This is a genomic window from Coprococcus sp. OM04-5BH (assembly GCF_003482105.1).
In the GTDB taxonomy this organism is placed as follows: Bacteria; Bacillota; Clostridia; order Lachnospirales; family Lachnospiraceae; genus Coprococcus.
On record NZ_QULM01000001.1, the window covers coordinates 470,275 to 482,963 of the forward strand.

Annotated in this window: 9 protein-coding genes; all 9 read left to right on the forward strand. The window is 44.3% G+C overall.

Annotated elements, in window-relative coordinates:
- Positions 1-5,757 carry a prepilin-type N-terminal cleavage/methylation domain-containing protein gene (locus DXB54_RS02115; protein WP_118694092.1) on the forward strand — a complete coding sequence of 1,919 codons (5,757 nt, stop codon included), beginning with the start codon at positions 1-3 and terminating at the stop codon, positions 5,755-5,757.
- The gene (locus DXB54_RS02120) at positions 5,754-6,461 is read left to right on the forward strand and encodes a hypothetical protein (protein WP_118694093.1); all 708 of its coding nucleotides are present in this window, start codon (positions 5,754-5,756) and stop codon (positions 6,459-6,461) included. Before DXB54_RS02115 ends, DXB54_RS02120 begins: the two co-directional genes overlap by 4 nt.
- Before the next feature lie 157 nt (positions 6,462-6,618).
- Complete coding sequence (locus tag DXB54_RS02125) at positions 6,619-6,936, forward strand: hypothetical protein (RefSeq protein WP_147361000.1); 318 nt, start codon at positions 6,619-6,621, stop codon at positions 6,934-6,936.
- 41 nt (positions 6,937-6,977) lie between these two features.
- Positions 6,978-7,631, forward strand: coding sequence for a type II secretion system protein (locus DXB54_RS02130; protein ID WP_118694095.1), 654 nt, complete (start codon positions 6,978-6,980; stop codon positions 7,629-7,631).
- 113 nt (positions 7,632-7,744) lie between these two features.
- Positions 7,745-7,990, forward strand: coding sequence for a hypothetical protein (locus DXB54_RS02135; protein ID WP_118694096.1), 246 nt, complete (start codon positions 7,745-7,747; stop codon positions 7,988-7,990).
- A gap of 235 nt (positions 7,991-8,225) precedes the next feature.
- Entirely contained in the window at positions 8,226-9,026 is an 801-nt protein-coding gene (locus DXB54_RS02140) for a prepilin peptidase (protein ID WP_118694097.1), read from the forward strand.
- Positions 9,027-9,123: 97 nt separating this feature from the next.
- Positions 9,124-10,326: a type II secretion system F family protein gene (locus tag DXB54_RS02145; RefSeq protein ID WP_118694098.1), complete on the forward strand. Its 1,203-nt coding sequence runs from the start codon at positions 9,124-9,126 to the stop codon at positions 10,324-10,326.
- A gap of 15 nt (positions 10,327-10,341) precedes the next feature.
- The gene (pilM, locus tag DXB54_RS02150) at positions 10,342-11,838 is read left to right on the forward strand and encodes a type IV pilus biogenesis protein PilM (RefSeq protein ID WP_118694099.1); all 1,497 of its coding nucleotides are present in this window, start codon (positions 10,342-10,344) and stop codon (positions 11,836-11,838) included.
- Positions 11,828-12,637 (forward strand): hypothetical protein, encoded by an 810-nt coding sequence (locus DXB54_RS02155; RefSeq protein ID WP_021938333.1) that lies wholly within the window; start codon positions 11,828-11,830, stop codon positions 12,635-12,637. Before pilM ends, DXB54_RS02155 begins: the two co-directional genes overlap by 11 nt.
- Positions 12,638-12,689: the final 52 nt, after the last annotated feature.

Below are 12,689 nucleotides of genomic sequence, written 5' to 3' on the forward strand. Positions count from 1 at the left end.
ATGGCAGGTAAAAGCAATATAAAAAAGGAAAAACAGCATAAAAAAACCAAAGATAACAGGGGTTTCACTCTTGTGGAGCTCATAGTTACCCTCGTGGTGCTCATGATACTTCTTTCAGTGTCTGTTGTAGGAATAATGGCATGGACAGAATGGACAGAGTTTAAGAAGCAGAATGAGTATGCCCAGACCATATTCGTGAATGCACAAAATCAGATGACGGAATACAGTGTGGGAGGAAAGCTTCCGGTCATAAAGGATGCTTTAAGCAGCAGCGACGGAAGTCTCAGCACAGAGCTTACGGCAGATAAGCTGAGATCCATGAAGGATGAAGAGGGCAGTAACTACAATCCCGATACAATCTGGAAGACAGTGGCAACAGACGGTGAGGAATACAAAGGCACCATCTGTTATTTGTCGTGCAATAAAGGGGATTATAAGATATACATGGCAGATAAGGACAAAGCTGCCATTGACAGAAGACTTCCTGAGCACACACAGCTCCTCTTTGAAATGCTTGAGAATTATGTATATGATACTTCTATATTGAATGCGGCTATAAGTGTGGAATTTTCTGTTGATGACGGACAGATATTTGCAGTTTCATACAGCAACAGGAATAATAAGTTTACTTATGACATCAGCGACTCTGGAGGCGCCGTAAGCATATGCGACAGGACACAGAAGGCGAGAAAGGAAAGGATGATCGGCTTCTATGGTGTGGATACCATGTCAAAGGCTGCAAATGGCAGAGGGGAGAAGCCGTCTATAACAGATCTGAAACTCAATAACGGGGAGACCCTCAATCTTTCATTTAAACTAAAAAAATCGGATACAGCCATTCAGAGACTGAATTATGACGTGGGTCTTTATGACGCAGAAAGCGGCAGGAAGCGGTTGGCATTTGTCCTTGATGGCTCCAAATTAAAGAATCATGAACATGCTGATGTGGTATCATGCAAAATAGCAAAGTATGATGAGGATGGAAATGAGACATTACTAGGAACCTTCGACATTCTTGCATGGGTGAACAGTGACAGGACTGTGAACATAGTCCTTGATGGGGCAGATATACAGGCTACGACTCTGCTTTATAAGAAAGATATGGCGAAGCTCGGCACAGTGTCTGCAGGTGATACGGAATTTGCAGGAACAATGAGCTTTATGAGGTTCGGTCTGGATGCTGACAGCATATATTGTACCGTCCGGGGTTCGGGAGCAGGCTATAAGACCACAGCCATAAGACAGAGCAACACAGAATGTCCGATGTTTGCTGCTGTTACAAGGGATGAAGAAAGCGGAGATACCGCCATAGATGTAAGCAACGGCAGGCATCTCTATAACATAAGATATATAGAGGATTACAGAGATCTTGAGTACACAGGTGCCTATACATTCAATATTAAGAAGGATATTGACTGGGAGGCATTTGCTGCGGCAGGATATCTGAAGAATTCCGGAGGCTCCGGAGAGGTGGCGGACAGTGAATTCCCATCCTTCAGAAATCTCTTTACTGATGATGTGATAGATGGAAATGACCATGTGATAACAGGTCTTACCATCAAAGAAAGCTCCAATGCTTTATACGGAATATACGAGGGACAGGATGTTAAGCCTGCAGGATTATTTGTGACCAATAACGGCACGATAGAAAGCCTTAAGCTTGATAAGATAAAGGTTGAAGGAACTGACAGCGTAGGTGCCTTCTGCGGTATAAACGCAGGAACTCTTAAGAAGCTTGAGACGGTTAATACAGATGATGAGAGTCTCATATCCGGTGAGACTAATGTGGCAGGTATAACCGGAAGCCAGAGAACAAAGGCGGGAGAAGACCGGGACCATATAGTGGTCATAAAGGATCTCACAAACAGGGCATCCGTCCGTGGAAAGACTTATGTGGGCGGTATCGTGGGACAGATATTCCTTGAGAAGGATGATTACAGCAGAACGGTTATTAAGTACTGCAGAAATTATGGTGCAGTATATTCAGATACAAATGTGAGAAATGTAAGCAGACCTTACGATGCTTCATACATAGGCGGTATAACGGGATGTGCATATAATGAGACTGAGACACCGGATAATCTTATCATCTACAACTGCATAAGCTCACCACAATACAAAGATATCACCACTGCCGGATTTGCCGCAGGGACAGGTATTAAGGGTAAGCTGTACGGCTGTTATGTGGGTGGCATCGTGGGATACAATTATTACGGTGCTGTTGTGGGCTGTAGTACCGAGGCTGAGGAGGATAAGCCGGGCTTTGTATTTGGATACAAATATGTAGGCGGTATCATTGGTCTGAACCATGGTGTGGCAGGCGGTGCAGGTGAAAACGGCACAGATGCGGATATAAAGATTAATCTGCCGCATGATGACGAGGATGCAGATGAATTTATTGTGAGATCAGGTGTAAATGAGGCGAATGTAGCAGGCTATAGTTATGTGGGCGGTATCGCAGGCAGTAACTCAGAAACAAAGAGCGGAAGTACAACTATAGAGAATGGATTAAGAGTGCCGATCTCAGCGGTGGATCTTAATAATAAGCTGTCGAGATGGACTAACAGCGGTATTGTAATGGCGTCTGACGGATATACAGGTGGCATAGCAGGATTTAATACAGGCTGGATATTCGGCTGCGGTCTCCATATGGATGAGACTGAGCAGATAAAGGAAAATGATGTCCTGACAGATATCCATCATGTGGGTGGTATAGCGGGATATAACAATGGCGTAATTGGAAACACTGACAGGACAGTGAATACCTCAGGCAGTAACAGCAGCAGAAAGACAGGTACAGGTGCAGCCCATGGTGTGATCACAGTGACGGCTTATGTGACCGGCGGCAGTTATGTGGGCGGTATCACAGGCTTTAACGATAAAGATGCCATAATAGAGGACTATGCCCTTGATGGCGGCTATGTGTATGCAGCAGGAGATTTCGCCGGTGGATATGTGGGACTTAATCTTTCCACGGAGTTTATTACCACAGGAAATGACGGAACTGTATCGGGAACCTGGAAGGTTACGGATGGAGACATCACCGGACGATATTTTGTCGGTGCCATTATGGGAGGCAATATATTAAGTGCAGATACGGATATCAGTACAGCTATAAATTATGGCAATATGTCAGGGAATGTGGTGGCTGATGCATTTGCCGGGGGCATTGCAGGATACATACTTATTACAGACGGTACATATGGCAACTCTCTTGGCATAAGGGAGAACATGAGTGAGACAGAGAAGACAGAAACTGTCCAGTGGAAGGTAGAGAGTGCCGTGGATGCAGATGATCTTGCGGCTACCGTAAGAAAGCTTGACACCGTTTCATATCCGGGGGCAGCAGAATTTACCGTAAGTGGAGTTTCAGGTACTACAGTAACAGCCTCAGAGGGATTGAAGCTTAAGGGTGGTGTATATCTCGGCGGTGTGCTGGGATATGTCACAGCAAACACAGAGATACATATTGCAAATGTAACCAATAGGGCGTCTGTGGAAGCGGAAGCCGCAGTTGTGAACAACAGCGAACAGACAGTAAAGGGAACAGTGAGAAAGGATAAGGATGGCAGGGAATATACTTATTCCTACGCCGGGGGCATCATAGGAAAGGTAAGCAGGAATGTGACTCTTGAAGCCTGCAGTAATGCAGATGATGTGGAGATCCTTTCAAAGGGAACCTATACAGGTGGACTTGCTGAGATAAATGAAGGCGGGATACTTAACTGTACAGTTCCTTCTGTAGATGGAGGAGCGTCAAGCTACATAGGCGGTATATGTGGTCTCAATAAGGCTTCGGGAACCATAAAGGGTACAATTGTGTCAGATGCAACTATTAAGGGAACATCCTATGTAGGTGGTATCGTATCGGAGAACTTCGGCAGCCTGGAATTTGATAAGAATGTAGGCAGCATTACTGTTGAAGCTTCAGGGGATCTTGTTGGAGGCATAGCCGGATACAATGCAGGAAGTATCAAAAACACCGCAAGCTCAGGTAATGTTGAGATAAAGGGAACTATAAAGGGAAGAAAGAATGTAGGCGGAGTTACAGGCTATATGGAGCTTACCGGTGGTATAAGCGGATTTACCAATTCGGCGGAAATCACGGCGGAAAACACTAATGCCGGCGGAATAACAGGTACATATAACAATAACAAAACCTCAACATCTGCCATATCAGATTGTATCAACAACGGGCAGATCACCTCTGCCGGTGCAGCTGCCGGAATTGTGGCGGTTGTAAGCGATAAGCTGATAGCTTTAAAAAATTCAATCAACTTCGGTTATGTGAAGGGCAGTGTCAGCGGCGGTATGGTTGCTCTGTGTGACAGTGCAGTGTCAGGCTCCATGGACTTTGAGGGCTGTATAAATCATGGAAGGATATACGGCAGCAGCTATTCAGGAGGTATGATAGCTTCCTATAAGGATTGCTCCTCTAATATAGAGACAAATATAAATGACTGTGTGAACACAGGTATAGTAAACGGAGCGGGAATAATAGATAATGCTTATGGAAAGGTATATGTAGAGCTGTGCAGAAACTATGGTGTGTCCTGTAAGGCAGGAATTGCAGGGAAAGAAGTTACAGGTATCAGGTCATGCTTTGACGCCGGCAGCTCGGGAGTGCCTACGGGTAAGGCGTCTTCTTACTCAGGCAACAACTTTTTTGTGACCGCATTGGATACCTCGGCAGTTGAGACTAACGGAGCAAGGCTTCTCCGTGTGGAGCAGTTTTATGATTCTGCCTCAGCCCGGAGATACAATTTATATAACGGAACAAATAAAACCAATATGGTGAATCTTAAGTTTAACGCCATATCAGATGAATTCAGGTGGTATGACAGCAAAACAGATATACCTAAGGCGATACTTAATACCAGGTCTGCTACTATGAATGAGTACCGTATGAACACCTACCTGGAATGGGATAAGGGTATAGTAACTTATCTGAGATCGGAGCCGGAGGATATGACACTTCCTGCACCGGAGGTAACACTTCGTATGATAGAAGGTGGATATCTGGTGGCTGTACTTGAGAATGCTTATGACTATGCCGATATAGAAAGCTGTAGTATAAATGTGAAGCTTGGTACAGGTGAGGAACTTATAATAGATGGCAAGACGGGGTACAGTACAGCTCTTGTGAAGTGCGGCACCACAGGAAATGTCACCATAAGTTCATATGCCTATGCCGACGGATACTCACAGTCTGATACAGTTACCAGGGAAGCTCTGCTTGTGGCAGCAGGTGATATGGACAAGGTATTTACATCAGAGAATATAGGCTTTGAAGGAGGTAATAAGGACTTCTGCTACAAAGTCAGAAATACAAATAACAGTGACAGCGGAATGTATGTGACTTCAATTCTGTCAGTTTATGACGAGGAGCTTGGATTTGAGGTTGGATACAGTGCTGGTGCTGTAGGGATTGCAGGACATAGTGCCGCATATTCCTACATAAGAAATCTTTCTGAAGATATAGACGAAGATGCCGGTATTACAATAGCCTCATATCTTTCATCAGGTGCTGGAGGCTATACCTCTTATGAGTATGTGGTTGCAGATGAGCTGACGGCAGATGAGGTGAAGCGGCTTAAGGATGCCAACTGTTACAGAGCTGTGGGCGGAAACATAAAGAAGCAGACCAGGGAAGTGTATTCGGCAGCTTCCGAAAGTATGGTTCCGGGATACATGGTTATTGTAAATGATGATGGAACATATAGGGTTGTATATAATGTCTGGAGGGCCGGCTCATGAGATTAAAGAAGGACAATAAGGGCGCAGCCATGATAGTTGCACTGGTGGTGATGACGGTGCTTATGGTGTTCTGTCTCTCGCTGCTTCTGGTGGTGTATTCACTATATACCTCCACCTTGAAGAAAAATTCGGCACTCCAATGTAAGGAGGCCTGTAAGACCATGAGCTTTGAGCTTCAATCGGAGCTTACGGAGCCGGAATATGCGGATTATGAAAGTCAGCGTGCTGCCAAAGAAGGTGTAACAGATACAGGTGGGGATTCCCTCTGGTTCTACATACGTTACAACATATGGCAGGACTCGTGGCCTTACTACAGCAGTACCGAGAAGGGGCATGGAAAGGATAAGGCTTACAGATATTTCACCATTGCCCCGTCGGAGGATGTGGCAGGAATGGTTGAGGACATAAAGGTGTGCATTTACTGGGAGAAAGGTGATGGAGATCCTGATGTCTCCGGACAGGAGAATGATGGTATTAATATCCCGGGTCAGAGGATAGACACTATTCTTCATGTTATAGTTACCTGCAGCAAGAACAAACAGTCCTATTCCATAGAGACGGAGTATGCTCTTATGGCAGGAGAATATGCAGACATTACAGACAAAACAGAAGAGGACATCATGTTAAATAATGGAGTAAATCCCTACAATAACAGCATATATAAATTCGAAAAGTGGCAGTGGGTATTTTCCGAAAGAGAATAAGAGCTGCCGGGGAAATTTAATATAAGACATATTAAGGTATACAGGAAGCATGATCGTGAATTTGCAGAGAAAAAAGGTTGTGATGAGATTGTCGAAAAATAAAAAAATAAATTTGAGAGCTCCCGGCAGACCATTTGATAACAGGGGAACCACTATAGTGGAGATTATAATTGCATTTACAATGGTGGGAATTGTAATGACGGCGTTTACCGGAGTGATAATGTTGTCTTATAATTTCCTTGCGAAGTCAGAGCAGATGGTAGAGGCACAGGAAGTCTTTAGTGAACAGTTTTATACCGGACAGATCACTGCAGCGAACAGAGATGATATAAACTACACCATGACTGCGGATGATGACAATAGTACCAGGATAGGGCTTGGACGGGCAGATACAAGGATATTCCACAACGATGAAATGGATATAAATGTCATCAGGTTTACGGATCAGGTACCGTCGGCTACAGTTGGTGACTGATCATAGGTTGTGAAATTTAGTTAGTATTTGCGGAGAAATTTATGGGATATAGAATTGGCAGAAAGCAAAGACAACTGAATAAGGACACCGGCTTTACTTTGGTGGAATTGATTGTGTGTTTTGCACTTCTTGGTATATTTATGGTGTGTGCCATGCTTATCATTTCGTCGGTCATGGGCATATACTACCATGCCAAGGGCGTTGACACCGGAAGGCAGGTGGCAGACATGGTGGCTACCAAGGTGGTTGGCGAGATTGAGGGAGCCGTTACCGGTGCAGATGTGAATGATACCGAGGTGAGTGGTATTGGAAGTACTGTGGATAGCCGTATCACCGGAGGCGCCATGGAATATATGGCAATAGGAGATGATGGCTCATATATTGATTTCTATGACAGGACAGGAAGCCATGTGAAGATAAGTGTTGTGGACGATTATCTTGATATTTACTACTATCCTGTGGTGGTTGATGGGGGCACCGGGACGAAGCCCGGCAGAGGTGTTGACTGGACCTTTGACCCTAAGACCTATCAGGGCTACAAGGTAAGCAGCATGACATTCACCCATGTGGGCGGCAATATCATCAGGCTTGAGCTTGTTATTCATAGTGACAAGTACGGTGATTACACCGGCACCCAGTACATAGAGTGTTATAATTTCACGGACGCTGATGTTTCGGGAATTGTCCGGAAGTAAAATATATTATAAGTATATGAGACCCTAATCAGATTTGAGCAGGAGGGGTTATTGGATCTGAGGAATACAAATGATACAATAAGCAGGATCAAGGATTACATTGGAGATGAAATATGGGAGTTGCAGAGACAACACTAAAAAACCGAAGACGGGGACGGCTTAAGGTGGTACTCATTGTATTGCTGGTGCTGCTGGTATTTGGTACGCCTGTCATCATATATTTCAGGATATCTGCAGATGGGAGGATTGCCCTGAGGGAAGCCAAGAACATCAAGCTTTCCTTTCAGATGATATCCATTGAATATTATGCCATGGGAGACAGTATCTATGATAATACCAGGGCGAGTGGCATGGGTTAAGGAGTCCGGGAGAGGATTGATGAAATCCTGGAACTTAAGGGAAGCATAAAGATCACGTCGTATGACATCGGTAACAGGGTGGTAACAGGGTTTATATACACAACAGGATCATTCCAGGTAATATATACCTATGATAAGAACACCGGCGGAAGTTACCGGGTAAATTATATATTCAAGCTGTTTGATTTTGGGGAGTAAACAGAAAACCATAAAATGACAAGATAAGGAGAGTTATATGAACTGGCTTACAATTTCAATTTATTTATCAAAGGGACTTATATATCTGGTGTTTTTCCTGATAGGTATCACTGTATTTTCATTTGCAAATGTTGTGATATATCGTCTTCCGGAGAAGAAGGGTTTCACGAAGGGCTCATCAATGTGCCGTTCCTGCGGACACAAGCTGGCAGTGAAGGATCTTATACCGATATTCTCGTGGATCAGACTTAAAGGTAAATGCAGATATTGCGGGGAGAAGATATCCGTAAGATATCCGTTGGTTGAGTTATTCGGCGGTATATGTGCAGTGGGACTTACAGCATATTACGGAATAACATTAAAGGCGCTGACCATATTCCTGTTATTTACGGTATTTACCATTATAACTCTCATAGATTACGATACCATGGAGATACCACCGGTGCTGAATGTTGCAGTATTGATCCTTGGCATCATATCAATATGGACCGTAGGGGGCGTCAGTATCCTTGATCGTATAATAGGAATGTTCTGTATAAGCCTTCCGTTGTTCCTGATAGTGCTCATTATCCCTGAGGGCTTCGGCGGTGGAGACATCAAGCTTATGTTCGCGGCAGGCTTCTTCCTTGGCTGGAAGATGACAGTTATGGGCTTCTTCATAGGTCTGGTTGCCGGTGGAATATACGGAGTGATCCTTATGGCAAGAAGAAAGAAGGGCAAGAAGGATCATTTCGCATTCGGTCCTTTCCTGTGTGCCGGCATGGCCATATCTATATTTGTGGGAACACAGTTACTGGACAAATACATAGATTTTATCAAGGCGGCATTCTACCAGTAAAGTATACATGGGCGGAATGGTGATCTGTAAAATGGTCAGAGGTAATAACAGTAAAGGATAACAATGATCAGGTATAATATAACAAAGGAGAAATATATTGGACAGCTACAGATATAAGGCAAGAAACGCCGGCGGACGAGCCTTTAAGGGTGTCATGCAGGCCGTTGATGAGAACGATCTTCACGAAAAACTGAAAAAGGATGAGCTGTTCCTTGTAAGTGCGGAGCTGATAAAGGGAAAGACTTCCTCGAGAAAGCTGAAATCCGACAAGGTTGCGGAATTCGCAAGGAATATAGGTGAGCTGGTTGCCTCCGGCGTGTCATTGGTGAGAGCTCTTAAGATCATATCAGAGGATGAATCCATATCACCTAAGGAAAGGACTATATATGCAAATGTTTTAAGGCTGGTGCGTTCAGGTATACCGTTGTCCGATGCGCTTATTGAGCAGGGGGGCGTGTTCCCAACCTTATTTGTCAACATGATAAAAAGCTCGGAATCCAGTGGTAATCTGGATCGGGTGGCACTGCAGATGGCTGATTATTACGAGAAGGATTATAAGCTCAGCCAGAAGCTGTCCAGTGCGTTTACCTACCCTAAGATACTGTGCGTGTTGATAGTTCTGGTGCTCATAATCATAATGGGTTTTGTTATACCTCAGTTTGAGTCATTATTTGCACAGATGGAGACACTCCCGGCAGCCACCAGGATATTGCTGGCAATAAGCGGTTTTGTGTCAAAGAAGTGGTACATACTTATATTTGCAGTGATAGTCGGTGTTATGGCAATAAGGCTTATCGTAGTCATACCGGCGGTGGCCTATGTGCTTCATAAGCTAAAGCTTAAGCTGCCCGTGTTCGGCAAATTAAACAAGGTCATATATACGGCGAGATTTGCCAGAACCCTGTCGTCTCTGTATTCTGCAGGTATCCCTATAGTTACGGCACTGGGAATAGCCAGGGAGACCATCGGCAACAGGTATATAGAGAAGCAGTTCGACAATGTTATCGCTATGGTAAGGGCAGGTGCCAACCTGAGTGACGCCATAAACAGTGTTGACGGTTTCGTGAAGAAGCTTACTTCATCAATACTTGTGGGTGAGGAGACCGGTTCCTTAGATACCATGCTTAAGTCAACGGCGGACCAGATGTCCTATGATTCTGAGATAGCTATGAACAAGCTGGTTGCAATGGTGGAGCCTGCCATGATAGTAGTTATGGCAGTTACAGTTGGATTTATCATGATAGCTATTATCCAGCCGATCTACGGTTCATACCAGGCAATAGCCAATAGTTATCAGTAAGGCGGTGAGAGACAAATGAGTACAGTAGTATATTTATCAAATCAGAGTATACAGATTATAACCGGTACAAGGGGAAGCAAGAAGATAACAATAAATGACTGCTGCATCCTGGACGCACCGGAGGGCAGTATCATAAACGGTACGGTGACGGATATTAATTCTCTCGCTGACTGCCTTAAGGAATTCTGGCAGGCCAATTCTTTAAATGCAAATGATGTGTATCTGGTAGTAAACAGTAACAAGATAATAAGTAAGAACCTTGATGTTCCTGCAATGTCAGAGAGAAAGGAGCGGGATTTCATCAGAAGGGAATTCGCCGATATAGAAGCAGGAACAGAGCGAGTGTACGGAAGCATAAGCTTCAAGCCGGACAGCAAGATGACCATTGTTCCAATGAACAAGCTGTATGTGGAGAGTGCCACCAAGGAATTCGTGGAGACATATATTGAACTGTTCAAGCTGGCAGGTATAGGCCTTAAGGGAATGTATTCCGGCGAGGGTGCACTGATATCCCTGACGGCATCAACTATAGCCACCACAAGAAAGACGTTTGTCATGGAGGTCGCCGACAACATGAACCTTACCACCATACTCTGGGTAAATGGCAGGTTCTATTACTATAACAGTACCAGATGCTTCAGCGTTCCGGGAACCGAGAGCTATGCCCTTGATGTGGGCAAATCCGTCAGCCAGATCATCCAGTTCATGCAGGCAAATCAGATCGAGTATGAGCTGGAGGAGATAGTTCTTGCAGGTATAAGCTCTGGAAATGTTCCATTATACAGAAATGCCATTGAGAGTCATGGAATAAATACGCCGGTGTCGGTATTTGCAGATACAAAGAGGATAAAATGCAACGGAAATTATGACATCCAGAGGACCATACAGGCAGTGTCGGGATTGGGCTGTGTCCAGAAGAGACAGAACTTCCTTGTATATTATTCAGGCATGCACAAGGCAAGGAAAGAAACTGACGCAGGAACCATGAAGAAGATTGGTGCAGTTGCTGCGGTTACGGCAGTTATGCTGCTTGGCTTTGGAGGGACATTTGCATATAAGGTGATGAGAAATAACAAGCTCACGGAGCTTAAGGATTATAATGAGTCACCGGCGGTCATAAGTCAGGCCAGCATGTACGATGCACTCCTTGCCAGAAATACATATATCTCCGGACAGTATTATGCCATCAACGAGATCTCGGACAATCTGGATACTTATCCATACTGTAGTGCAGAGGTAAGGAACATCATAGGCACATGTGCAAAGGGATATGCCGATGTTGATATTGAGTCCTTTAATTCCGATACAGGAGTTGTAACCATGGTTGCAAAGGCTGAAAATGTTGACCTTATAAACCAGTTCATTAAGCGTCTTACGGATGAAGATATATTTAACAACATAGATTATACCGGATATGCTTTTGAAGAGGACACGGAACTCTGGAACATACATGTTATGTGCATACTTTCGGAATCCGCAGGAAAGCAGGGAGGTGAAGCAGATGCAGACTAAGATGACAGAAAGAGACAAGAAACTGCTATTTGCCCTGGTAATCATAGTGATAGTGTTTGTTATCGGATATCTCGGCATATATCCGCTGGTCAAAAGTGTCAGGGAAATAAACAAGGAAATAGAGGAACAGGAGGCTCTTCAGTCTGAAAATGAGATTAAGCTTACTAATCTGACTATTATTCAGGTGGATAATGAAAAGATGGAAGAGGACATAATCGAGAAGCGTAAGGATTTCTATCCGGTGATGGCAGCGTCTGACATAGACAAGCTGCTGACAGGAAAGGCTCTTTCCTACAATCTTTATTCCTATGATCTTGATATAGATGTAAATGACACGGTGGTGAGTCTGGTGCCTTACCAGTATTCTGATAGGGGTGAAGATGATGACACCGATGCGTCTGAAGATGACCAGGAAGATGCAGTGGATGCGGTAGATTATTTGGACAATACATATTCAAGCGGTTCAAATTCAAGCGGATCAAGCTCAGGCGGATCAACGGATACGGGAGATGCTTCGTCAGACTCGGATGGTACAACTACGGATATGTCAGCGGTTGGAATATATGTGGCATATGTGAATATGCGTCTCGGAGGAAACAGGGCAGATCTTGAGAAATTTCTTGATGATATGGTAGCCAGCGGAGAGAAGGTACGAGTTGTATCATATTCCTGGACAGAGGGAAGACAGCTTGATTATAACAATGACGGAACCTACAATCTTGTTACCGAGAAGGTACTTGATATCAGCCTAGAGCTGTATATGAGCGATCCCGGGGATGAGGTAGAGGGAACTGAGTAGGGAAGATATTTGCAGAAAATAGGTTGATAAGTCAAGAAATAAAATGGCTTGT

Bases quoted from the DNA above. Each gene is read 5' to 3' on its own strand.
- DXB54_RS02115 (WP_118694092.1), top strand. From the start codon at position 1: ATGGCAGGTAAAAGCAATATAAAAAAGGAAAAACAGCATAAAAAAACC.
- DXB54_RS02120 (WP_118694093.1), top strand. From the start codon at position 5,754: ATGAGATTAAAGAAGGACAATAAGGGCGCAGCCATGATAGTTGCACTG.
- DXB54_RS02130 (WP_118694095.1), top strand. From the start codon at position 6,978: ATGGGATATAGAATTGGCAGAAAGCAAAGACAACTGAATAAGGACACC.
- DXB54_RS02135 (WP_118694096.1), top strand. From the start codon at position 7,745: ATGGGAGTTGCAGAGACAACACTAAAAAACCGAAGACGGGGACGGCTT.
- DXB54_RS02140 (WP_118694097.1), top strand. From the start codon at position 8,226: ATGAACTGGCTTACAATTTCAATTTATTTATCAAAGGGACTTATATAT.
- pilM (WP_118694099.1), top strand. From the start codon at position 10,342: ATGAGTACAGTAGTATATTTATCAAATCAGAGTATACAGATTATAACC.
- DXB54_RS02155 (WP_021938333.1), top strand. From the start codon at position 11,828: ATGCAGACTAAGATGACAGAAAGAGACAAGAAACTGCTATTTGCCCTG.